Source organism: Streptosporangium sp. NPDC050855 (genome assembly GCF_044456585.1).
Classification (GTDB): Bacteria; Actinomycetota; Actinomycetes; order Streptosporangiales; family Streptosporangiaceae; genus Streptosporangium; species Streptosporangium longisporum.
Genome location: NZ_JBITFY010000006.1, coordinates 129,038 through 152,616, shown reverse-complemented (window position 1 = coordinate 152,616; position 23,579 = coordinate 129,038). Strand labels below are relative to the sequence as shown.

18 protein-coding genes are annotated in these 23,579 nt (G+C 71.6%); 4 read left to right on the top strand and 14 right to left on the bottom strand.

Annotated features, from left to right (window positions below; genetic code table 11):
• Positions 1 to 19 precede the first annotated feature (19 nt).
• On the bottom strand, positions 20 to 1,111 hold the full coding sequence (locus ACIBCT_RS14935) for a site-2 protease family protein (RefSeq protein WP_399188927.1): 1,092 nt from the start codon (positions 1,109 to 1,111) through the stop codon (positions 20 to 22).
• A 167-nt stretch (positions 1,112 to 1,278) separates the two neighbouring features.
• Between ACIBCT_RS14935 and ACIBCT_RS14930 the strand changes: the two genes are divergently transcribed.
• Positions 1,279 to 2,187, top strand: coding sequence for a RecB family exonuclease (locus ACIBCT_RS14930; RefSeq protein WP_399188622.1), 909 nt, complete (start codon positions 1,279 to 1,281; stop codon positions 2,185 to 2,187).
• Between the two features lie 154 nt (positions 2,188 to 2,341).
• Here the strand turns inward: ACIBCT_RS14930 and ACIBCT_RS14925 are convergent, their stop codons facing one another.
• On the bottom strand, positions 2,342 to 3,838 hold the full coding sequence (locus tag ACIBCT_RS14925) for a DUF1996 domain-containing protein (protein ID WP_399188620.1): 1,497 nt from the start codon (positions 3,836 to 3,838) through the stop codon (positions 2,342 to 2,344).
• Between the two features lie 517 nt (positions 3,839 to 4,355).
• On the opposite strand from ACIBCT_RS14925, the gene ACIBCT_RS14920 reads away from it, so the two are divergent.
• Both ACIBCT_RS14920 and ACIBCT_RS14915 read left to right on the top strand, forming a co-directional pair.
• The gene (locus ACIBCT_RS14920; protein ID WP_399188618.1) at positions 4,356 to 5,288 is read left to right on the top strand and encodes a sensor histidine kinase; all 933 of its coding nucleotides are present in this window, start codon (positions 4,356 to 4,358) and stop codon (positions 5,286 to 5,288) included.
• Positions 5,288 to 5,971 carry a response regulator transcription factor gene (locus ACIBCT_RS14915; protein ID WP_344903073.1) on the top strand — a complete coding sequence of 228 codons (684 nt, stop codon included), beginning with the start codon at positions 5,288 to 5,290 and terminating at the stop codon, positions 5,969 to 5,971. The genes ACIBCT_RS14920 and ACIBCT_RS14915 overlap by 1 nt, the downstream gene beginning before the upstream one ends.
• 120 nt (positions 5,972 to 6,091) lie before the next feature.
• Here ACIBCT_RS14915 and ACIBCT_RS14910 read toward each other — a convergent pair whose 3' ends face one another.
• The 8 genes from ACIBCT_RS14910 to metH form a co-directional block, all read right to left on the bottom strand.
• Positions 6,092 to 7,207: an ABC transporter ATP-binding protein gene (locus ACIBCT_RS14910; protein ID WP_399188616.1), complete on the bottom strand. Its 1,116-nt coding sequence runs from the start codon at positions 7,205 to 7,207 to the stop codon at positions 6,092 to 6,094.
• A 58-nt stretch (positions 7,208 to 7,265) separates the two neighbouring features.
• Positions 7,266 to 8,309: an ABC transporter ATP-binding protein gene (locus ACIBCT_RS14905; RefSeq protein WP_399188614.1), complete on the bottom strand. Its 1,044-nt coding sequence runs from the start codon at positions 8,307 to 8,309 to the stop codon at positions 7,266 to 7,268.
• Positions 8,306 to 9,319, bottom strand: a complete 1,014-nt coding sequence (locus tag ACIBCT_RS14900) for an ABC transporter permease (protein ID WP_399188612.1) — start codon at positions 9,317 to 9,319, stop codon at positions 8,306 to 8,308. Before ACIBCT_RS14900 ends, ACIBCT_RS14905 begins: the two co-directional genes overlap by 4 nt.
• 81 nt (positions 9,320 to 9,400) lie before the next feature.
• The gene (locus ACIBCT_RS14895) at positions 9,401 to 11,182 is read right to left on the bottom strand and encodes an ABC transporter substrate-binding protein (RefSeq protein WP_399188610.1); all 1,782 of its coding nucleotides are present in this window, start codon (positions 11,180 to 11,182) and stop codon (positions 9,401 to 9,403) included.
• A gap of 59 nt (positions 11,183 to 11,241) precedes the next feature.
• Positions 11,242 to 12,252, bottom strand: a complete 1,011-nt coding sequence (locus ACIBCT_RS14890) for an ABC transporter permease (RefSeq protein ID WP_399188608.1) — start codon at positions 12,250 to 12,252, stop codon at positions 11,242 to 11,244.
• Positions 12,253 to 12,516: 264 nt separating this feature from the next.
• Positions 12,517 to 13,125 carry a cellulose synthase gene (locus tag ACIBCT_RS14885; RefSeq protein WP_399188606.1) on the bottom strand — a complete coding sequence of 203 codons (609 nt, stop codon included), beginning with the start codon at positions 13,123 to 13,125 and terminating at the stop codon, positions 12,517 to 12,519.
• A 135-nt stretch (positions 13,126 to 13,260) separates the two neighbouring features.
• Positions 13,261 to 13,938, bottom strand: coding sequence for an HAD family hydrolase (locus ACIBCT_RS14880; protein ID WP_399188604.1), 678 nt, complete (start codon positions 13,936 to 13,938; stop codon positions 13,261 to 13,263).
• Complete coding sequence (gene metH / locus ACIBCT_RS14875) at positions 13,935 to 17,429, bottom strand: methionine synthase (RefSeq protein WP_399188602.1); 3,495 nt, start codon at positions 17,427 to 17,429, stop codon at positions 13,935 to 13,937. The genes ACIBCT_RS14880 and metH overlap by 4 nt, the downstream gene beginning before the upstream one ends.
• A 232-nt stretch (positions 17,430 to 17,661) precedes the next feature.
• On the opposite strand from metH, the gene ACIBCT_RS14870 reads away from it, so the two are divergent.
• A complete protein-coding gene (locus tag ACIBCT_RS14870; protein ID WP_344903097.1) occupies positions 17,662 to 18,516 on the top strand; it encodes a PAC2 family protein in 855 nt (284 codons plus the stop codon).
• 111 nt (positions 18,517 to 18,627) lie between these two features.
• Here the strand turns inward: ACIBCT_RS14870 and ACIBCT_RS14865 are convergent, their stop codons facing one another.
• The 4 genes from ACIBCT_RS14865 to nirB form a co-directional block, all read right to left on the bottom strand.
• A complete protein-coding gene (locus ACIBCT_RS14865; RefSeq protein ID WP_399188600.1) occupies positions 18,628 to 19,362 on the bottom strand; it encodes a sirohydrochlorin chelatase in 735 nt (244 codons plus the stop codon).
• Positions 19,359 to 20,528: a uroporphyrinogen-III synthase gene (locus ACIBCT_RS14860; protein WP_399188598.1), complete on the bottom strand. Its 1,170-nt coding sequence runs from the start codon at positions 20,526 to 20,528 to the stop codon at positions 19,359 to 19,361. Before ACIBCT_RS14860 ends, ACIBCT_RS14865 begins: the two co-directional genes overlap by 4 nt.
• Positions 20,529 to 20,583: 55 nt before the next feature.
• Entirely contained in the window at positions 20,584 to 20,946 is a 363-nt protein-coding gene (gene nirD, locus ACIBCT_RS14855; RefSeq protein ID WP_399188596.1) for a nitrite reductase small subunit NirD, read from the bottom strand.
• Positions 20,947 to 21,124: 178 nt separating this feature from the next.
• Positions 21,125 to 23,572, bottom strand: coding sequence for a nitrite reductase large subunit NirB (gene nirB, locus ACIBCT_RS14850; protein WP_399188594.1), 2,448 nt, complete (start codon positions 23,570 to 23,572; stop codon positions 21,125 to 21,127).
• Positions 23,573 to 23,579: the final 7 nt, after the last annotated feature.

Below are 23,579 nucleotides of genomic sequence, written 5' to 3'. Positions count from 1 at the left end.
TGAACGACCTGCGGTTCGCTTAAACTCCGCTGAACACCTTGTTGACGTCGGACGTGGCGAGCACCCCGAAGATCTCGCCCCCGCGCTCCACCAGGAGGTACTCCCCCGCCGGGGACTCGCGCATGGCGTCGATCAGCGACTCGCCCTCCAGGTCGGCGGCCAGCACCAGCGACGGCTCCAGGCTCCGCGAGAGCGAGCCCGCCGTCACCCAGGGACGGCGGGCCTCCGGGGTGGCCTCCACCGCGACCTCGTTGACGATCCCGGTGGGACGGCCCTCGTGGTCGACCACGACCATCGCCCCGGCCCGCGCCTCCGCGGCCCGGCGCAGGGCCTCGGCCAGCGGCACGTCACCGGTCACCGCGATGGCCCGCCGGGCCAGGGCGCGGGCGTTGACCTGGGGGATGCGGGCCCGCACCCGGGCGCCGCGCAGCGCCTGGGTGGCGCCGAACCAGATGAAGGAGGCCAGCACCAGCGACCAGATGAGGTTGGTCACGTCGGGCGCCTGGCCGGTCACCAGCGCCAGCCCGACGGGGATCGCGACCAGGCCCACGGCCAGCGCCCGGCCCACCCAGGCCGCCACGACGGTGCCGGCGCCGGGCCTGCCGGTGACCTTCCACACGCCGGCCCGCAGCATGCGGCCCCCGTCGAGCGGCAGCCCCGGCAGCAGGTTGAAGATCCCGACGATCAGGTTGGCGAACCAGAGCTGGAAGATCAGGACACCGGCGATCGTGTCCGGCGGGACGACCTGGTAGACGGCGAAGCCGACGGCCGCCAGCCCCAGCGAGAGCAGCGGCCCGGCGAAGGCCACCATGAACTCCCGGCCCGGGGTCTCCGGCTCGCGCTCGATCTCCGAGACGCCCCCGAGCAGGTAGAGCGTGATGCGCCGGACCGGCAGGCCGTACATCCTGGCGACCACGCAGTGCGCCAGCTCGTGCAGCAGCACCGAGACGTACAGCAGCACCGCGAAGACGAACGAGACCAGATAGGTCAGCGGGACGCTCAGCTCGGGCAGCCAGGAGGCCACGACGCGCTGGAAGACGTAGGTGATGAACGCCGCCACGATGAACCAGGTCGGCGAGACGTAGACCGGGATGCCGAACGGACGCCCCATCCTCAGTCCCGGGCTCTCCCGGCGCGGGCTCTCGCTGCTCACCGCTGGCTCACCACTCCTCGTTCGGTCCGCCCTCAGGCCTCGATGGTACGCGCCGGCGCGCCTCCGGCAGACGCCACGGGTCCGTCCGGGCGCGAACTGTCGTCACCGTGACCTACAGTGCGGTCATGTCGACGTCCGAGCCCACGATCATCGGAGCCCTGTCGCCGTCGCGCGCGGGCGACTTCATGACGTGCCCGTTGCTGTACCGCTTCCGGGTGATCGACCGGCTTCCCGAGCCCCCGTCGCCCGCCGCGGTGCGCGGCACGATGGTCCACTCGGTTCTCGAACGCCTGTACGACCTGCCCGCCCCCGAGCGGACGGTCGACGCCGCCTGGGACCTGCTGGAGCCGCAGTGGCGCAAGCTCCTGGAGCAGGAGCCGTCCTACGCCGAGATGTTCACCGACGAGCAGGAGCGGGCCGCCTGGCTGGCCAGGGCCCGCGTCATGCTGGAACGCTACTTCGCCCTGGAGGACCCCACCGGCCTGGAGCCCGCCGAGCGGGAGCTGTACGTGGAGGCGGTGCTGGGCAACGGCCTGATGCTGCGGGGCTACATCGACCGGCTGGACGTGGCGCCCACCGGGGAGATCCGCGTGGTCGACTACAAGACCGGCAGCGCCCCCGGGCCCGCCTTCGAGGCCAGGGCGCTGTTCCAGATGAAGTTCTACGCGCTGGTGATCTGGCGCCTGCGCGGCTCGGTGCCCCGCCTGCTCCAGTTGATGTACCTGGGCGGCGAGGGCGAGATCCTGCGCTACACCCCCGACGAGGCCGACCTGCTGGCCACCGAGCGCAAGGTCTGGGCCCTGTGGCAGGCGATCGAGCGGGCCCTGGAGACGGGCGAGTGGCGCGCCCGCCCCAGCAGGCTGTGCGGCTGGTGCAACTACAAGGACCTGTGCCCGGAGTTCGGCGGCACCCCCCCGCCGGTCCCGGCCCGCCAGCCGGGCGACACCGTCCGCCGCACCGGCGGCCGCACCGACGGCCGGGCCGGCGCCCGCGACGAACCCGCCCAGGAGCACGGCGACAGATCGCCGGCATGACGGTCCCGGGCCGCGCGGGGCCTGGGGGCGACGGCCCCGGAGCGCGCCCCGTGATCGTCTGACGGTGCCGGTGCCCCCGCGGGACGCGGGGACACCGGCACGGCGAGGTCAGGCAAGGTCGTGCGAGGTCAGGCGAGGTGGCGGCGGGGACCGGTCAGCGGTCCCAGCCCGGCGTGGTGCCGCACTTGGCCTTCGCGTTGATGCAGATCTTCACGAGCGCGCCGAGCGTCTCCGGCTTCCACGCGTTCATGAAGTCCCCGTGCATCGAGGACGGCAGGCCCGACGACAGCGTCAGGCCGTCACCGCCGAGGGAGTCGTAGCCGACCATGAGCGAGACGCTGGGGACCGCGACCGGGTGGGAGCCGGAACAGCGGCCGTCCTTCATCGGCGCCATGTGCGACTTGTGGTCGGGCGAATCGATGTGCTTGCCGTCCCAGCAGTCCTGGAAGGTCATCTGGTAGATCAGGTTGCCGCCCCGCGCGCAGACGGGCCAGTTGCCGTCGGCGCTGCGGCCGGTCTCCGCGCTGCCGGCGCACCAGAACTGGCCGCTGGCGTTCTTCGGCGTCGCCACCTGCCGCTTCGCGTCGCCCTGCACCGCGACCAGGCCCGGCGGGAAGGGCACGACCTCCGACGGGTCCTTGAGCCGGGCGCCGTAGTACACGCGGAAGTTCTTCATCGGGACCGGCTTGCCGTCACGCATCAGGGTCGGCACCCAGTAGGCGCTGTTGTCCCCGGGCGCGTCGCAGTTCGTGGACCCCGCGAGCAGGTCCTCCGTCGTGGTGGTCGCCGTCACCTTCGGGCCGAAGAAGGTGTGCATGTGGGAGGCGCCGGACAGGCCGGGCAGCACGATCGGGTCGTCCTTGGCCAGGTTGGCCACCTCGCAGTTGGTCTGGAACTCGGGGACCCTCACGATCCCCGCGGGGACCGGCCGGGGCGCGACCTTGTGGTACGCGTCCAGGGCCTTCTTCCACGCGGCCTGGTCCACCGGTACCCAGCCGCCCGCGGGCGCGGTGGTGGTCGGGGTGGCGCTGGGCGTCGGCCTGGTCGTGGACGTCGGGGTGGCGCTCGGGGTCGGCCTGGTCGTCGAGGTCGGCTTCGGAGTCGGGGCCGGGGTGCCCGAGCCGGTGCCGAAGACCTGGAACTCCCACAGCGAGACGCCGTACCGGCCGGACCGCTTGGTCGCGTACAGCCGCACGAACCGGCCGGTGGCCGACACGTCGATGGTCTGAACGCCGCCCTTGCCCGCCGTGGTGCCGTACACCGTCTTCCAGGGGCCGTCGCCGTCGGCGGCGGTCTGGATCTGGAACGCCGTGGCGTAGGCGTTCTCCCAGTTGATGACGATCTTCTTGATGGCGGTGGACCTGCCGAGGTCGACCGCGAGCCACTGCGGGTCGCCGAACGCGCTGCCCCAGCGGGTACCGGGCCTGCCGTCGACGGCGGCCGCGGCCGACAGGTCACCGCGCTCCGCCGAGGAGGCGACGGCGTCACGGCCCTGCGAAAGGGGCACCTCGGCCGCGGCGGCCGAGGAGGCGACGCTCACCACGGAGGTGCTCAGGAGGCCGACGAGAACACCGGCCAGCGACAGGCGGCGGACCCGGCGTACGACGGACGCGCGTCCGGCTCGGATGCCGCGCGAGGCGGTTGTGCTCATAGTGAATGAAGTCCTTGTCCTGTTGGGAAGCCGTGCAGGGAAGGTCCGACGGCGCTCGCACGCGCCGCCACACAGGAGACCCCCGGGCCGCACGCGGATAACGAAAACTCCGGAGAAGCTCGCACCGCCCTGTCGTCCGCCCCTCGCCGACGCAGCGGGAGGCCACGCGGGCAATGCCGCCGCAAGGGACGTACCCTCGAAGCGTTCCCGGGGAGTCCCGTGAGGCCGCGCCGGCGACCGGACCGAGAAGAGGAGGGTCGTGAGGAACGAACGATCCTCCTCGACAAGGGAAGTCGCCGGATCCCAGCGGCCTCACCGTGACGCGCCAGCGTCGCCATGGACCCGTGAGGCCGCGCCGGCGACCGGACCGAGGAGCGAAGGAGCGAAGCGGATGAGCGACGAGGGAAGTCGCCGGGTAAGAGCGGCCTCACCGCGACGCGAAGCGTCGCCATGGACACAGCCATGGGCACACCTCCTCCTTCTCTGCCTGGTCTGCCTGGCCGGTGGGGCGCTGACCGTGGCGGGGCGGGGCGCGTGGCCGCTCTGGGGGGCCGCCCTGGTGCTGGTCTACACGATCGCCTCCCGGCGGGGGCTGGCGCTCAGCCTGTGCGCCCCGGTGCTGACCGTGACCGCCTACCTGCTGTCGTCCGTGGCGGACGGCGAAGGCGGCCGGTGGAGCACCCACCTGCTGGTGACCGTCCTGACCGCCTCGCTCTGGGTGGCCGGCCGGAGCGTGCGGCTGCGCCGCGCCTACCAGGCGGAGCTGCGCGACCGGGACCGGCGGATGGAGCGCGCCCGCGAGGCCGACACCCGGGCCGCCAGGGCCGAGGAGCGCTCCCGGATCGCCCGCGAGCTGCACGACGTGGTCGCCCACCACGTGAGCGTGATGACCGTCCAGGCGGCGGCGGCGCGCCGGGTGCTGGCCAGCGACCCCGACGGGGCGCGCGAGGCCCTGTCCGCGATCGAGCAGCTGGGCAGGACCGCGATGTCGGAGATGCGGAGCATCGTGGGGGTGCTGAGGACCGACGCCACCCCGGCCGAGCGCGGCCCGCAGCCGGGGGTGCGGGAGATCCCCGCCCTGGTCGACCAGATGCGCGAGGCCGGGCTGCGGACGCAGCTGTGGATCGAGGGCGAGCGGGAGACGCTCTCGCCCGGGGTGGACCTGGCCGCCTACCGGCTGGTCCAGGAGGCCCTGACCAACAGCCTGCGGCACGCCGGGCCGCGGGCGCGGGCCTGGGTGACGGTGCGCCACGAGCCGGACGCTCTGGCCGTCCAGGTCTCCGACGACGGTCTCGGCCCCGGGGCCGGGGACGCCGACCGGGAGGTGACAGGTCACGGACTGGCGGGCATTCGCGAGCGTGTGGCCCTCTATGGTGGACTTCTGAGGATCGGCCCGCGTCCCGGGGGCGGATTCGAGGTCGATGCCCGGTTCCCCCTCAAGGACGCGTGATGACGATCCGAGTGCTGCTGGTGGACGACCAGCCGCTGCTGCGCACCGGTTTCCGGCTCATCCTGGAGGCCGAGGCCGACCTGACGGTGGTCGGCGAGGCGGGGGACGGCAAGGCGGCCCAGGACCAGTCGCGGGCGCTGCTGCCGGACGTGGTGCTGATGGACATCAGGATGCCCGGGGTGGACGGCATCGAGGCGACCCGGCGGATCGTGCGCGAGGCCGTGAGCGGCGCGCACGTGCCGCGGGTGCTGGTGCTGACGACCTTCGACCTCGACGAGTACATCGTGGAGGCGCTGCGGGCCGGGGCGAGCGGTTTCCTGCTCAAGGACGTCCCGCCGGAGGAGCTGGTCCAGGCGATCCGGGTGGTGGCGGCGGGTGACGCCATCGTCGCGCCGAGCGTCACCCGGCGCCTGCTGGACAGGTTCGGGGCGCACCTGCCGTCGGCCCACCAGCAGTCCACGCCGGCGCGGCTGGACCGGCTGACCGAGCGTGAGCTGGAGGTGCTCCGCCTGATCGCCAAGGGCATGTCCAACGCGGAGATCGCGGCCGAGCTGGTGGTGAGCGAGACGACCGTCAAGACGCACGTCGGCAACGTGCTCACCAAGCTGGGCCTGCGCGACCGCGTCCAGGCCGTCGTGCTCGCGTACGAGACCGGGTTGATCACACCGGGCGCGCTGCCCTGACCGGGGCGCCGCAGGGCCCGTGAAGGGCGCCTGAGAAGCCCTGCGGTCCCTCCGGAAACCCACACGGCCCCGCACGGGCCGGAGCCGCGTGCGGGGCCGTGCGGGCCTCCGAAAGGGGTATCAGCCGGTGAGGACCGCGGGGCCCTGACCGTCGCCCGGGGTCGTGCCGCCGGAGGTCCCGGCGTTCCCCGGGGAGTGTCCCGCGGGGGCGTTCTCCGGGAAGTGGCAGGCGACCCGGTGGCGGGGGGCCAGCTCGGCCAGCGGGGGCTCCACCGTCCTGCAGATCTCCTGGACCTTCCAGCACCGGGTGTGGAACCGGCAGGCGGGCGGCGGGTTGAGCGGGCTGGGCACGTCGCCCGTCAGGCGGATGCGCTCGCGGTCCCTGCGCCGGGCCGGGTCCGGGACGGGCACCGCGGACATCAGCGCGGTGGTGTACGGGTGCATGGGCGACTCGTACAGGTCCTTGCGGTCGGCCAGCTCGACGATCTTGCCGAGGTACATGACCGCGACCCGGTCGCTGATGTGCCGGATGACCGACAGGTCGTGCGCGACGATCAGGTACGTCAGGTCGAGCTCGTTCTGCAGGTCCTCCAGGAGGTTGACCACCTGGGCCTGGATCGACACGTCCAGCGCGGACACCGGCTCGTCGGCGATGATCAGCTTCGGCTTGAGCGCGAGCGTCCTGGCGATGCCGATGCGCTGGCGCTGCCCGCCGGAGAACTCGTGCGGGTAGCGGTTGTAGTGCTCGGGGTTGAGCCCGACCAGCGCCAGGATCTCCTGGACCGCCTTCTTGGTCCCCTGCTCGGTCTGGACCCCCTGGATCCGGTACGGGGCGCCGACGATGGCGCCGACCGTGTGCCGGGGGTTGAGCGAGGAGTACGGGTCCTGGAAGATCATCTGGATGTCGCGGCGGAGCGGGCGGAGCCTGCCCTGCGACATGTGGGTGATGTCGTGGCCCTCGAAGACGACCTTCCCGCCGGTCGGCTCCAGCAGGCGGGTGATCAGGCGCCCGGTGGTGCTCTTGCCGCAGCCGGACTCGCCGACCAGGCCGAGCGTCTCGCCCTTGCGGACGTCGAAGCTGATCCCGTCGACCGCCTTGACCGCGCCGACCTGCCTGCGCAGCAGGCCCTTGGTCACCGGGAAGTGCTTTTCCAGCCCCTGGACGGACAGCAGGGCGTCGGAGGCGGCCGCCTCGGTCGCGCCGCTCCTGTCCTCGGTGGCGTCGGCCGCGGTCACGCGTCCTCCCCTACCCGTCGCGTGCCCTGGGACATGCCGTGCCGGCCGGCTCGCTCGCTCACGTGCTCTCCATGATCGGCTTGATCTCGTTCTCCCAGATGGACCGCCGCTCCGCGCGCGGCATGTGACAGCGGACCAGGTGGCCGCCGTCGGTCTCCAGCAGCTGCGGCACCTCCGTGGTGGCCTTGCCCTCGGTGCGACCGGCGAAGGTGCAGCGGGGGTTGAAGGCGCAGCCGGACGGCACGTTGATCAGGGAGGGCGGGGAGCCCTTGATCGGGAGCAGCCGTTCGGTGGGCTCGCGGTCCAGGCGGGGCATGGATCCCAGCAAACCCCATGTGTAGGGGTGCTCGGGCCGGTAGAAGATGTCCTCGGCGGTGCCGTACTCGACGCCCTTGCCGCCGTACATCACCAGGATGTCGTCGGAGAGCTCGGCGACCACGCCGAGGTCGTGGGTGATGACGATCAGCGCGGAGTTGAACTCGCTCTGCAGGTCGCGCATCAGGTCGAGGATCTGCGCCTGGACGGTCACGTCGAGGGCCGTGGTGGGCTCGTCGGCGATCAGGAGCTCGGGGTCGCAGGAGAGCGACATCGCGATCATCGCACGCTGGCGCATGCCGCCGGAGAAGTGGTGGGGGTAGTCGTCGACCCGCTTGTCGGGCTGCGGGATCCCCACCCGGCCGAGCATGTCGATCGCGTGCTTGCGGGCGACGGCCTTGCTGACGTCGTTGTGGATCCGGTACGCCTCGATGATCTGGGCGCCCACCGTGTAGTACGGGTGCATGGCCGACAGCGGATCCTGGAAGATCATCGCCATCTTCTTGCCGCGCAGGGTCCGCACGTGGTCCGCGCTCGCGCTGACGAGCTCCTCGCCGTCCAGCCAGATCTCGCCGGAGATCCGGGCGCTGCCGCCCTTGTGCAGGCCCAGGATGCCGAGGCTGGTCACGCTCTTGCCCGAGCCCGACTCGCCCACGATGCCCAGGGTCCTGCCCCGGTCGAGCCTGAACGACAGGCCGTCGACGGACTTGACCAGGCCGTCGTCGGTCGGGAAGTGGATGCGCAGGTCGCGCAGCTCCAGGAAGGACTCCGGTGCGGGAGCCGTCATGAGATCCTCACCCTCGGATCGATCACCGCGTACAGGATGTCCACGATGAGGTTGGCCACGACGATGAAGATCGCCGCGAACAGGGTCACGCCCAGGACGACGGGGAGGTCGTTGCCCCGGATCGCGTCGATGACCAGCTTGCCGATGCCGGGGATGGAGAAGGTGCTCTCGGTGAGCACCGCGCCGCCCAGCAGCAGTCCGAGGTCGAGGCCGAAGATGGTGAGGATCGGGGTGAGCGTGGCCCGCAGGGCGTGCTTGGTCACGACCGTCCGCTCCTTGAGGCCCTTGGCGCGGGCCGTGCGGATGTAGTCCTCACCCATGGTCTCCAGCATGCCCGCCCGGGTGAGCCGGGCGTACAGGGCGGCGTACAGGAACGCCAGGGTGATCCAGGGCAGCACGAGCGCCTGGAACCACATGATCGGGTTGTCGCTGAAGGCGGTGTAGCTGCCACCGCCGGGGAAGATCCCCAGCGTGTACGCGAACACCGACAGCGAGACCAGGCCGGTGAAGTAGATGGGCAGCGAGACACCGGCCAGGGCGAACGTCATCGCCGCCCGGTCCGCCAGGGTCCCGCGTTTCAGCGCGGAGATGACGCCCACGCTGACGCCGACGACGATCCAGGTGATCGCGGCGCCCAGGGCGAGGGACATCGTCGCGGGGAGCCGGTCGAGCAGTGTCGGCCAGACCGGCTGGTTGTTGTTGAACGAGAAGCCGAAACAGGGGGCCGGGCACTCGGCCTTGCGCGGGCCCAGGGAGTAGTCCTGGCCGGCGACGATGCCCTGCGCGAACCGGCCGTACTGGACCAGGATCGGATCGTCCAGGTGCAGTCGCTCGACGGCACCCTGGATCGCCTCGGGGGTGGCGTCTCGCCCCACGTAGCGCGACGCCATGCCCTCGGGGGTCTGGCCCAGGGCACGCGGGATGAGGAAGAAGATCGCGAAGGTGACCATGCTGACGATGGCGAGCATCAGCACGGCGGCGATCACGCGGCGGACGATGAAAGCGACCACGATCGTTCGGCCGGGGTGCCCGGGAGGGTCGCTCCCGGGCACCGTCAGGCCTTCACCTGCCTTTGGCTAACTAGGGAAGGACTACTGCTGGACGCCGAGCCACGTGTAGTCGTACATGCCGTAGGCCGGGTGCACGTACACGTTGGTCAGGGTCGACGGACGGAAGATCAGGGTCTTCTCGTAGACGAAGGGCATGAAGGCGGCAGACTCCATGACCTTCTGGTCGACCTGGGCCCAGATCTCGTTGCGGGCGGCAGCGTCGGTCGTCTGGATGCCCTTGTCCAGCAGCTCGTTCACCGTCGGGTCGTTGAGCTCCATCATGTTGTAGTTGCCGGAGTCCTTGATGAAGCGGCCGTCGACGATCTGCGACAGGAAGCCGAAGCCGGACGGCCAGTCGGCGCCCCAGCCGGCGATCATGATGCCCAGGCCGTTCTTGTGCACGAAGTCCGGACGGCCGGCGTACTGGGCGCTCCAGTCACCGGAGGGGTACTTCTTGATGGTGGTCTTGATGCCGACCCGGTCGAGGGAGGCCTGGAGCGCCTCGGCGACCTGGACCTCCTTGACCCGGTCACCACGGACCGCGATGTTGGTCTCGAAGCCGTTCGGCTGGCCGCAGGCGGTCAGGTGCTCCTTGGCCTTGGCCAGGTCGCCCTTGTGGTCGGCGCCGTTGGGGTACAGGTCGAACTGCTTGTAGCCGACCGTGGTCGGGGTCATCGCGGTGGTGCCGATCTCGCCGCCGAGCGGGCCGCCCCAGGGAGCCTGGGTGGCGGTCTTGTCGGTGGCGTACTGCACGGCCTTGCGGCAGTCGATGTTGTCGAACGGCTTCACCGCGGTCGACATCATCGCGTAGCGGTTGAACGGCGTGAAGGGGTTGTCCGTGGAGTCCTTCAGCTTGGGGTCCCCGACGATCTTGGCGCGGGCGGCCGGCTGGACACCGGTGCCACCGAGGTCGACGTGGATCTGGCCGTTGATGAGCCGCTGGTCGATGTCGTCGGCGGCCTGCTTGAACTGCACCTCGATGCGGTCGGGCAGCTGCTTGCGGGTGGTGTCGGTGGCCTGGTCCCAGTTCTCGTTCTTGACCAGGTTGAACTGCTTGCCGACCTCGTAGCTGTCGAGCTTGTAGGGGCCGGTCGAGACCAGCGCCTTCTCGTAGTCGAGGCCGGTGTCCTTGGCCTGCGGGACCGGCGCGGACTGCGGGTTGGCCACCAGGAAGTCGAACTCGGCGAAGGGCTTCTTGAGCTTGAAGACGATGGTGTGGTCGTCCGGGGTCTCGATGCCCTTGAAGTTGTCGAGGTTCTTGTCCTTGTAGGGACCCTTGTAGTCACCGGCGTCGAGGTACTCGGCGAAGTACTTCGGGCCGTCGGTGAGCTCGGAGGTGAAGTTGCTGCGGGCGATGGCGTACTTGACGTCCGCGGCCTTGACCTCGGTGCCGTCGTCGTACTTGATGCCCTTCTTGAGCTTGTACGTCCAGGTCTTGCCGTCCTCGCTGGCCTCGCCGGCGGCCTCGGCCAGGTCCGGCACCAGCTTCAGGCCGGCGTCACCGGGCTCGGGGGAGTAGGTGAGCAGGGGACGGGCGTACAGGCGGGTGAAGTTCCAGTTCCACGCGTAGTACGTGTTGCCCGGGTCCATCGAGTCGGGCTCGTCGGACAGGGCGAACTTCAGGGTGCCGCCCTTGGTGTCCGAGGCGTTGACGACCTTGGTGTAACCGTCGTTGTGCTTGGCGGCCGAAGCCGCGGCACCGGTCCCCTGGCCGCCGCCGGAGGACGTGTTGCCACCGCCACCGGCCGTTCCGCCACAGGCGGCCAGTCCCATGGTCAGCGCTGTACCCAGCGCTGCGAGCGCCAGGGCATTGGTCTTCCTCATCGTGGTGGTCCACCCCTTGTCATGAGTGACGGTGATATAAGGACGCGGTCGCTTGGGGGCTACCGGGCTCGCGGGTCGAGGGCGTCCCGGAGCCCGTCGCCCAGCAGGTTGAAGGCCATGACGGTGACGAAGATCGCCAGGCCCGGGACGATCATGAAGTGAGGCGCGATCGTGTAGTAGGTCACCGCGGTGGTGAGCATGCCTCCCCAGGAGGCCTGGGGCTCGTTGACGCCGACCCCGAGGAAGGACAGGGCCGCCTCGAACAGGATGTTCGAGGGGATGAGCAGGGTCGCGTAGACGAGGATGGGCGCCACGAGGTTGGGGAACACCTCGCGGAAGATGATGTAGCCGTTGCGGGCCCCGAGGGAGCGCGCCGCGTCGACGAACTCGCGCTCGCGCAGCGACAGGGTCTGGCCGCGCACGATACGCGCGATGTAGGGCCAGTTGAAGAACCCGATGATGAACACGATCACCGCGATCCGCAGGGCGTTGCCCTTCAGGCCCAGGGCCTGGTCGGGGACGGCGCCGACGATCGCGATCGCGAACAGCAGCAGCGGGAAGGCCAGGAAGACGTCCATGGCCCGGCTGATGAGGGTGTCGACCCAGCCGCCGAAGAACCCGGCGAGCACGCCCATCAGCGAGCCGAGCACCACCGACAGCAGCGTGGCCAGGAAGGCCACCAGCAGCGAGATCTGCGCGCCGGAGATGATCCGGGCGAAGATGTCACGGCCGTTGACCGGCTCCAGGCCGAACGGGTGCTCCAGGCTGATCCCGCCCCACGCCCCCATCGGGGCGCTCGTCATGGGATCGATGAGGTCGTTGTTGGGGATGTTCGGCGAGTCCCCGAACAACGCGATGAGCCCGCCGAAGGGGCGCTCCGCGAAGATCGCGACAAGGGTCAGGAAGACCACGACGAAGGCGCCGATGATCGCTGCCTTGTCACGCTTCAGGCGCATCCAGGCGATCTGACCGAGCGAGCGGCCCTCGATGGCCTTGCCGCCCACTCCTTCGAGAACGGACTCCGGCTTGGCCTCCATGGCCGCGTCGGGAACGTCGAGCGGTGCGGTCATACAGTTGGCCCCCTGGATCCCAGACGACGTCGTCCGTCGGCGCCCCCCGGGTCGGGGTGACGCGCCGTGAGTCTACGGGCCGGTATTTCGTGGCCCGTGCGCAGAATCTATGGGCTGAACTGCGCTGACCAGTCCCCTGAGGCGCTATGTGGCTTAACTGTGATTCACGCGAAATTCATTTGTTTTGATCCCGCGAAGAATGTCCGTACCTCGTTCCGCTTCTGTCTCGGATCTGTGACATTGAAACGAGGCCGTCACCCTGCGTCATCCGATTCCGCGGCGCTTGAGGATGTCCTCGATGTCCGAGAAGTCATCGTCTGCGGCCGGCTGGGCGGCGTGCCGGGGAGCGCCGGACCGTGCCGCGGGAGCCGCCGGGGACGCCGGGGACGCGGGCGCGGCCGGGGAGGGCTGCCCCTTGGGGGTCCGCTTGGGCAGCGGCTGGGTGACGGCCGTCGCCCCCGGCAGCGCGGTGCCGGACGAGGACGCTGCGGACGGGACGGACCGCGCCGGGGACGAAGCCCCGGAGCCCGCGGAGCCCGCGGAGCCCGCGGAGCCCGCGGCGGCCCTGAGACGGCGGCCGCGCAGGAAGCCCGAGATCAGGAAGAGCAGCACGGACAGCCCGGCCACGCCCACCCCGGCCCACACCATGGGGTTGAACGCCACGCCGGCGACGAAGCCGGCGATCGCCGTGCCGATCTGCCACAGGGTGGGCAGCGCGCCGGTCAGGTAGGCCGCGACCGGCAGCAGCGACCAGGCCATGACGCGCAACCCGGCGGCCGCCCCCCGGCGGCGCATCGTCAGGAAACTCAGCACCAGCCCCACCCCGGTGATCCCGGCGCAGAGCGGCAACCACGCGATCTGGTCGTACGACATGGCGGACCATCCCTCGTATCGGCGTACCCGTCCTCCATCCTGGCACGCGGAATCGGGACGAGGTCTCCTTCCTGAGGAGGGATCATCCCCTAAGGGATCACGCCCCCGGTGGCGCTCCGGCTCAGGGACGCCGCCTCAGGGTCGGGCCGCCGCCAGCTCGCGCAGGGTGGCCACGTCGACCTCCAGCAGCGAGGCGACCACCAGGCGTCCCGAGGCGCCGGGGATCGGCAGCACACTGGGCACCGCCACCACCCGGCACCCCGCGGCGGTCGCCGCCGTCACCCCGTTGGGCGAGTCCTCCAGCGCGACGCAGCGGGCCGGATCGGCGCCCAGCAGCCGGGCGGCCCGCAGGTACGGCTCGGGATCGGGCTTGTGCCTGGTCACGTCGTCGCCGGTGACGATCCGGTCGAAGTGGTGGGCGCCGATGCCGCGCAGGCACGCCTCGGCGATCGGCCGGGACGAGGAGGTGACCAGGGCGGTGGCCAGGCCCTGCCCGCGCACCTCGGTCAGCAGGGCGGCGGCGCCGGGCATCATCTCCACCCCGCCGGACAGGCGGGCGATCATGCCGTCCACCATCCAGGTCTCCACCTGCTCCGGCGCCGCGCCGGAACCGGAGACGCGCAGCATGTACGCCACGCTGGAGGCCATGGAGCCGCCCACCAGGTTCTCCTGGTCGGCGGGCGTCCAGCCCGCCCCCAGCCGCTCCATCACCTCGGCCTCGACCTGGAACCAGATCTTCTCGCTGTCCACGAGAAGCCCGTCCATGTCGAACAGGACCGCCTGCATCGTCTCGTCCCCCCGGTCGCCGGTCATACGTTGAAGTAGTTCGCCTCGGGGTGGTGCACGATCAGCGCGGACGTCGACTGCTCGGGGTGGAGCTGGAACTCCTCCGACAGCTCGACGCCGATCCGGCCCGGGTCCAGCAGCCCCATCAGCTGGACCTGATCCTCCAGGTTCGGGCAGGCGGGGTAGCCGAACGAGTAGCGGCAGCCGGCCACGTTGACCTTGAGCATGTCCTCCAGGGACTCGTCGCCGCCGATGCCGAGCTCGGAGCGGACCCGGGCGTGCCAGTACTCGGCCAGGGCCTCGGTGAGCTGCACCGACAGCCCGTGCAGCTCCAGGTAGTCGCGGTAGGCGTCCTTGGCGAACAGCTCGGCCGCCGCCTCGGAGACCCGGTTGCCCATGGTGGCGACCTGGAAGGCGACCACGTCGACCTCGCCGGAGTCCTTGGAGCGGAAGAAGTCCGACAGGCACAGGTGCCGGTCGCGGCGCTGGCGCGGGAAGGTGAACCGGGTGCGCTCGGCGCCGCCCTCGTCCAGGACGATCAGCGAGTCGCCGTCGCTGACGCACGGGAAGTAGCCGTAGACGACCGCCGCCTCCAGCAGCCCCTCGGTCTGCATCCGCTCCAGCCACATCCTCAGCCGCGGCCGGCCCTCGGTCTCGACCAGTTCCTCGTAGCTCGGCCCGTCACCGCCGCGGGCGGCCTTGAGGCCCCACTGGCCCATGAAGGTGGCGCGCTCGTCGAGGAAGGCGGCGTACTCGGCGAGCGGGATGCCCTTGATCACGCGTTCGCCGAGGAAGGGGGCGACCGGCACGGCGTTGTCGGCGGTCACGTCGGAGCGGGCGGGCAGCTCCTCCACCGGGGTCCGCACCAGCGTGGCGCCGCCCTTGACGCGGCGCTCGCGCAGCGACGGCAGGCTCGCGCCCTTCTCGCCGCGCTTGACCGCCATGAAGGCGTCCATCAGGCGCAGGCCCTCGAAGGCGTCGCGGGCGTAGCGGACCTCGCCCTGGAAGAGGTCGGCGAGGTCCTGCTCGACGTAGGCGCGGGTGAGCGCGGCCCCGCCGAGCAGCACGGGGAACCTGCCGGCGATGCCCCTGGAGTTCATCTCCTCCAGGTTCTCCTTCATGATCACCGTGGACTTCACCAGCAGCCCGGACATGCCGATGACGTCGGCCCTTGTCTCCTCGGCGGCCTCCAGGATGACCGAGATCGGCTGCTTGATGCCGAGGTTGACGACCTCGTAGCCGTTGTTGGAGAGGATGATGTCGACCAGGTTCTTGCCGATGTCGTGCACGTCGCCCTTGACGGTGGCCAGCACGATGCGGCCCTTGATCTCGCCCTCGACCCGCTCCATGTGCGGCTCCAGGTAGGCCACCGAGGTCTTCATCACCTCGGCCGACTGCAGGACGAAGGGCAGCTGCATCTGGCCGGAGCCGAACAGCTCCCCCACGGTCTTCATGCCGTCGAGCAGTACGTCGTTCACGATCTCCAGGGCCGGGCGCCGGGCGAGGGCCTCGTCCAGGTCGGCCTCCAGGCCCTTGCGCTCGCCGTCGACGATGCGGCGCTTGAGGCGCTCCCAGAGCGGCAGCGCGGCCAGTTCCTCGGCCTTGGACGCCTTGAGGGCGGCGGCGTCGACGCCGTCGAAGAGCTCCATGAACCGCTGCAGCGGGTCGTAGCCCTCCCGGCGCCGGTCGTAGACCATGTCCAGGGCGACCTCGCGCTGCTCCTCGGGGATGCGCGCCATGGGCAGGATCTTGGAGGCGTGCACGATCGCCGCGTCCAGGCCGGCGTTGACGCACTCGTTGAGGAAGACCGAGTTGAGCACGATGCGGGCGGCCGGGTTGAGGCCGAACGACACGTTCGACAGGCCCAGCACGGTCTGCACGCCCGGGTGCAGGCGCTTGAGCTCCTTGATCGCCTCGATCGACTCCAGCGCGTCGCGCCGGGTCTCCTCCTGGCCGGTGGCGATGGGGAAGGTGAGCACGTCCACGAGGATGTCCTCGACGTTCATGCCCCAGTTCCCGGTCAGGTCCTCGACCAGGCGCCGGGCGATGCGGACCTTGGCCTCGGCGGTACGGGCCTGGCCCTCCTCGTCGATGGTCAGGGCCACCACGGCCGCGCCGTACTCCCTGACCAGGGTCATGTTCCGGTGGAAGCGCGTCCCGGGGGCGTCGCCCTCCTCGTAGTTGACCGAGTTGACGACCGCGCGCCCGCCGAGCATCTGCAGCCCGGCCTCCAGCACGGCGGGCTCGGTGGAGTCCAGCACGATCGGCAGCGTGGAGGCGGTGGCGAAGCGGAACGCCAGCTCTTTCATGTCGGCCACGCCGTCGCGTCCCACGTAGTCGACGCACAGGTCGAGCATGTGCGCGCCGTCGCGGGCCTGGCCGCGCGCGATCTCCAGGCACTCCTCCCAGTCCTGGGCGAGCATCGCCTCGCGGAAAGCCTTGGAGCCGACGGCGTTGGTGCGCTCGCCGATGGCCAGGTAGGAGGTGTCCTGGCGGAAGGGGACGCTCTGGTAGAGCGAGCAGGCCCCGGCCTCGGGGCGGGGGCGGCGCGGCGCCGTCTCGCGCCCGCGGACCCGCTCGACGACCCGGCGCAGGTGCTCGGGCGTGGTGCCGCAGCACCCGCCGACCAGGGAAAGGCCGTAGTCGCGGGTGAAGTTCTCGTGCGCCGAGGCCAGCTCGTCGGGACTCAGCGGGTAGTAGGCGCCGTCGGAGGTGAGCACGGGCAGCCCGGCGTTGGGCATGCACGACAGGCGGACCCGGGCGTGCCGGGCCAGGTAGCGCAGGTGCTCGCTCATCTCGGCCGGGCCGGTGGCGCAGTTGAGGCCGATCACGTCGACGCCGAGCGGCTCGATCGCGGTCAGGGCGGCGCCGATCTCCGAGCCCAGCAGCATGGCCCCGTTGGTCTCGATGGTCACCTGGGCGATGACCGGCACGTCCCGCCCGGCGTCGGTGATGGCCCTGCGGGCGCCGATCACCGCCGCCTTGACCTGGAGCAGGTCCTGGGAGGTCTCCACGATCAGCGCGTCGGCGCCGCCGGAGATCAGCCCGGCGGCGTTGTCGCGGTAGGCGTCGCGCAGCTCCGCGTACGGCTTGTGGCCCAGGGTGGGCAGCTTGGTGCCGGGGCCGATGGAGCCGAGCACGAAGCGCGGCCGGTCCGGGGTGGACCAGGCGTCGGCGGCCTGCCGGGCGACCCTGGCCCCGGCCTCGGAGTACTCGAAGACGCGGTCGGAGATGTCGTACTCGCCGAGGGCCGACAGGTTCGCGCCGAAGGTGTTGGTCTCCACGCAGTCGACGCCCACCTCGAAGTAGGCCTCGTGCACGGCGCGGACGATGTCGGGACGGGTGACGTTGAGCACCTCGTTGCAGCCCTCGTGACCCTGGAAGTCGTCCATGGTCACGTCATGGGCCTGCAGCATCGTCCCCATCGCCCCGTCGGCCACCATCACACGCTCGGCCAGGACGTCACGGAAGGAAGGGGTGGGGGTAGAGGTAGAGGGGGTGGACGGGGTGCTCGTCATGGGGGCAAGAATACCGGGGCCCGTCCGGCGCCATCGAGCGCCATGATCGCCGCCCTCGGCCGTGCGCGGCCCCCGGCGGCCCCGCCGTTCGCGGGAGGTGACCGCGCGGCGCGCCACACCGTTCCCGGCGGTCACGTCCTGATCGTCCGCACCACGTCGGGAAGGTGACGTGAAGCCCCCCTCACCGCATAGGCTTAGCCGGATAGGACGGTACGGCGAAAAGGAGGGGCGCGTGATCGAAATCGAAGGTCTGCCCGAGCTCGTCGACCCGGTGATGATCGCCGCGTTCGAGGGGTGGAACGACGCGGGTGAGGCCTCGAGCGGAGTGATCGCGCACCTGGAGGACGAGTGGAAGGCCACCCCGCTGGTCGCCCTGGACCCGGAGGACTACTACGACTTCCAGGTGACCCGCCCGATCGTCGAGATGGGTGAGGGGCTGACCCGCTCCATCACCTGGCCCACCACCAAGCTCTCGGTGGCCAGGCCCCCGGGCGTCGACCGCGACGTGGTGCTGCTGCGCGGCATCGAGCCCAACATGCGCTGGCGGGCGTTCTGCGAGGAGATCGTGTTCGTCTGCCGCGAGCTGGGGGTCGAGCTGGCCGTCCTGCTGGGCGCCCTGCTCAACGACTCGCCGCACACCCGGCCGGTGCCGATCGTGGGGTCGGCGACCGACGAGGGCCTGGCCAGGGCGATCAACCTGGAGCTGAGCCGCTACGAGGGCCCGACCGGCATCGTCGGCGTGCTCCAGCACTCCCTGGGCGCCGCCGGGATGCACGCCGTCTCGCTGTGGGCCTCGGTGCCGCACTACGTGGCCCAGCCGCCCAACCCGAAGGCCACCATGGCGCTGCTCAGCCGGATGGAGGACCTGCTCGACATCCCGATGCCGCTGGGCGAGCTGGCCGAGGAGTCACGGGCCTGGGAGCACGGCGTGGACGAGCTGGCCTCGCAGGACAGCGAGGTCGCCGAGTACGTCAAGGAGCTCGAGGAGCGCAAGGACGCCGCCGAGCTGCCCGAGGCGAGCGGCGACGCCATCGCGGCCGAGTTCGAGCGCTACCTGCGCCGCCGCGACCGCGACTCCGACGGCTGAGACCTCCGGGGCCGGGGGTCCGGCCGCCCGGGGGCTCCGCATGATCGGGCCCACGGCGTCTCCCGGTGCCTCCAGGGTGCCTCGGGACGCCCGCGGTGACGTCCCCCGCAGTCAGGCCCGGTGCGACATCTCCCGCGGGCCCCGCGGCACCCGGCCGGTGCCGGCGGCCGTCGCCGTGCGGCGGGCCTGGTCGAAACGGGTCCAGATGAGCGCGGCCAGGTCGGTGTCCACCCCCAGGGGCGCGGCGACCAGGTCGGCTCCCGCGGCCTCCAGGCGGCCCTGAAAGAAACCGGGCGCCAGCAGGTAGGAGGCCAGCGCGACCCGTGGCGCCGGTCCCGAGCGCAGCCGCTCCAGGGCCTCGGCGACCGTGGGGGTGCCCGCGGCGGCGAAGGCCGCGACGACCGGGCGGGAGAGCCGGGCCGCCAGCAGCCGGGCGGCCGCCCGTACGTCGGCCAGGGCCGTGGGGTCGGAGGAGCCCGCGGCGCCCAGGATCACCGAGTCCGCCGCCCGCAGGCCGGCGGCGGCCAGCCGGCGGGCCAGGACCGCGGCCAGCAGCGGGTGGGGCCCCAGCGGGGGCGCGACCACGGCGTCCGAACCGGCCGCGGCCACCACCGAGGGAAGATCGATGTGCACGTGGTAGCCGCCCGCCAGCAGCAGCGGGACCACCACGACGGGACCGGTCAGGCCGGCGAGCACGCCGGCCAGCGGGGGCGAGCTGATCTCCAGGAACGCCTGCTCGACGCGGGTCCCGGGACGCCCGGCGCGTACCAGGTCGCACAGTCCGGCCAGGGTCTCCTCCCCCCGGGCGCTGCGCGTGCCGTGCCCGGCCAGGACCAGCGTCGTCACAGGCCCTCGCCCCGGTCGCAGGCCAGGCGGTAGCCGCGCTTGACGACCGTCTCGACGATCCCCGAGGGGCCGAGGGCTCGGCGCAGGCGGGTGATGGCCATCTCGACCGCGTGCTCGGCCGAGTCGCGCGAGGGTCCGCCCGGGAGCACCGTCCGCAGGTCCGAGCGGGCCACCACGTGGCCCGGCTTGTCGGCCAGGCGCTTGAGGACCGCCATCGGCGCCGGGGGCAGCGGCTTGAGCTCGCCGTCCACCGCGACGGCGTGGCCGCGGATCTCCAGCCGGTGGCCGCCGGCGGTCAGCCGGGTGACGCTGTGCCGGGGCAGGTGCCTGGCGAGCGTACGGGCCAGCGTGCCCAGCCGGGAGCGCTCGGGCTGCACGGTGGGCACCCCGCGCGCCTCCAGGGGCGCCGCGGTGACCGGGCCCACGCAGGCGGCCACCACCGGACCGGCGAACGCCGCGATCAGCGCGTCCTCCAGCCCCTCGGCGCGGGCGGAGTTGAGCATGGCCAGCACGGCCGGGGCGCTGGTGAACGCCACCGCGTCCACCCCGCCGGAGATCGCCTGACTGACCAGGCGGCGCAGCGGCGACACGTCGCGGTAGGGCAGCCACCGGTAGACCGGCACCTCGATGACCTCGGCCCCGGCCTCGCGCAGCGCGGCCACGAAGCCGGTCAGCGGCTCCCCGTGCAGCTGCACGGCGATGCGGCGGCCGCGCAGGTCCTGGGCGAGCAGGTACTGCTTGACCTCCTCGCACGACTCGGTGGGCGGGGTCCAGTGGTCGGTCAGGCCCGCGGCCCGGACCGCGCCGCGCGCCTTGGGGCCGCGGGTCAGCAGCCGGGCGGCGGCCAGGTGCTCGGCGAGCTCCCCCGACAGCCCCCAGCCCTCGGCCGCGGCCATCCAGCCCCGGAAACCGACCCCGGTGGTGATCACCACGTCGTCGATGGGGGCGGTCAGGCCGGCCCGGGTGGCGGCCAGCAGCTCCGCGTCCTCGGCCACGGGCACCAGCCGGATCGCCGGCGCGCTCACCACCCTGGCCCCCCTGCGCTCCAGCAGCGCGCAGAACTCCTCGCGCCGCCGGGTGGCGGTGACCCCGATCGTGAACCCGGCCAGCGCGTCGGGCGCGGTCTCCGGGGAGCCGGCCTGGTCGTCGGCGGCGGTGATGCTCATCTGTCGTTCACCACTCCTTCGTGGGTGTCCGGGCGGCCGCGGGCCCCTCTCGCGCTCATCCGGCGCTCACCTCGACCGTCCCGCCGGCCAGCCGGATCGGGTAGATCGGCACGGCCACCGACGCCTCGTCCAGGCAGACCCCCGTCATCAGGGAGAACGCCTGCTTGTGCATGGGCGAGACGACGATGGGCTCGCCCGCGCGGGTGCCCACGATGCCGCGGGACAGCACGTGGGCCCCGCTGAACGGGTCGCGGTTGCCGACCGCGAACAGGGCACCGTCGAAGGTGCGGAACACCGCGATCTGGTGGCCGCCGACGAGCGCGCAGGCTCCGCGCTCGGGCAGCAGGTCGGTGTAGGAGCAGACCGGCGTCCAGACGGTCGTCTCCAGCGTCTCCAGGTCTTCGCGTACGGCGGTCATCGGTGCGGGCCTTTCTGCTCGGTCTGCTCGATCTGCTCGGAGTGCTCGGGTTTCCCGGGGTGCCGGGGCCGCCCGGCGCGGTGCTCTCGGTGCTCTCGGTGCTCTCGGTGCTCTCGGTGCTCTCGGTGCTCTCGGTGGTCTCGGTGGTCTCGGTGGCCGGGGCGGCCGGGCGCCCGGCTCAGGAGCGGATCGCCTCCAGCGGGATCAGGACCGGCTTGACCTGGTCGCGCTCGGTCTCGAAGGCGATCGAGGGGTCCGGGGTCCCGGGGGCGTTGACGAACGAGACGAACCGCCGCAGCTTGTCCGGGTCCTCGATCGTGACGCGCCACTCGTCGGCGTAACCGGCCACGTGCCGCGCCATCTGGGCGTCCAGGTCGGCGCAGATCCCCAGGGAGTCCTCCAGGATCACCTCCTGGACGTAGGCCAGCCCCTGGTTCTCCAGCCACACCGAGGTGCGCTGCAGGCGGTCGGCGGTGCGGATGTAGAACATCAGGAACCGGTCGATGACGCGGATCAGCTCCTCGGTGTCCAGGTCGGAGGCGAACAGGTCGGCGTGGCGGGGGGTGAAGCCGCCGTTGCCGCCCACGTAGAGGTTCCAGCCCTGCTCGGTGGCGATGATGCCGAAGTCCTTGCCCCTGGCCTCGGCGCACTCGCGGGCGCAGCCGGACACGGCCGACTTGAGCTTGTGCGGCGAGCGCAGCCCCCGGTAGCGCAGCTCCAGCGCCACCGCCAGGCCGACCGCGTCCTGCACGCCGTAGCGGCACCAGGTGGAGCCCACGCACGACTTGACCGTGCGCAGCGCCTTGCCGTAGGCGTGGCCGGACTCGAAGCCCGCGTCCACCAGGCGCTTCCAGATCAGCGGCAGCTGCTCCACCCGGGCCCCGAACAGGTCGATCCGCTGCCCTCCGGTGATCTTGGTGTAGAGGTCGAAGTCACGGGCCACCTCGCCGATCACGATCAGCTTCTCGGGGGTGATCTCCCCACCGGGGATGCGCGGCACCACCGAGTAGGTCCCGTTGCGCTGGATGTTGGCCAGGAAGTGGTCGTTGGTGTCCTGCAGCGCGGCCTGCTCGCCGTCGAGGATGTGGCCGTTGCCGAGCGAGGCCAGGATCGAGGCGACGACGGGCTTGCACACGTCGCAGCCACGCCCGGTGCCGTGCTCGGCGATGATCTGCGAGAACGTGGTGAGCCCGCGGACCCGCACGATGTCGAACAGCTCGGCCCTGCTCTGCGCGAAGTGCTCGCACAGGGCCTTGGAGACCTCCACGCCCGAGGAGACGAGGAGCTGCTTGAGCATCGGGACGCAGCTGCCGCAGGTGGTGCCCGCGCGGGTGCACGCCTTGATGCCGGGCACGTCGGTGAGGCCGTGGTCGGCGATGGCCGAGCACACCTGCCCCTTGGTGACGTTGTTGCAGGAGCAGACCTGGGCGTCGTCGGGCAGTTCCATGTTCGACGGGCCGCCGGTGAACAGCAGCTCGCTCGGCGATCCCGGCAGCTCGCGGCCGACGAACGGCTTGAGGGTGTTGTACGGGGTGGCGTCGCCGACGCAGATCCCGCCGAGCAGCGTGCGGGCGTCGTCGCTGACGAAGAGCCTCTGGTAGACGCCGCCCACCGGGTCCATGAACGTCACGTCCAGGGCGCCCTCCATGGCGCCGAACTGGGCGACCTCCACACCGAGCAGCTTGAGCTTGGTGGACAGGTCGGCGCGGGTGAAGACCGCCTCGCCGCCGCAGATGCGGTCGGCGGCGACCTCGGCCATCGTGAAGCACGGGCCGACCAGCCCGTAGACCATGCCGTCGTGCAGGGCGCACTCGCCGATCGCGTAGATCGCCGGGTCGCCGGTGCGCATGCCGTCGTCCACCGCGATCCCGCCGCGCGCGCCGACCTCCAGCCCGGACTGCCGGGCCAGCTCGTCACGGGGCCTGACCCCCGCCGAGAAGATCACGATCTGGGCGTCGATGGTCTCCCCGTCGGGCTTGAGGAGCCCGGCGACCCGCCCGTCCGGGCCGGCGACGATCTCCTTCGCGCCGGCGTCGGTGTGCACGGTCAGGCCGAGGGCCTCCACGTGGCCCCGGAGCACGGAGCCGCCGCCCTCGTCGACCTGGCGGGGCATGAGCCAGCCGCCCATCTCGACCACGTGCGTGTCCATGCCCAGGCCGCGCAGCGCGTCGGCGGCCTCCAGGCCGAGCAGCCCGCCGCCGATCACCACGCCGCCGGTGGCGTCCGCGGCGGCCCGCCTGATCGCGTCGAGGTCGTCGATCGTGCGGTAGACGAAGCAGCCCTCCAGCTCCCTGCCGGGCACCGGCGGCACGAACGGGCTGGACCCGGTGGCCAGCACCAGCGTGTCGTAGGGCTCCCGGTGGCCGTCGGCGGTGACGACCTCCCGCGCCCGGCGGTCGATCTCGACGACCCGGGACGACAGGCGCAGCACGACGCCGTCGGGCACCGGGTAGCTGAGGTCCTCCACGCTCTTCCCGGTCAGGTACGAGGTCAGCGCCACCCGGTCGTACGCCGATCGGGGCTCCTCCCCCAGCACGGTGATGCGGCCCGCGAAACCCTTGGCGATCAGGGCCTCGACCAGGCGGTGCGATGTCGGTCCGTGTCCCACGACGACAAGCCGTGACATGGTCGTC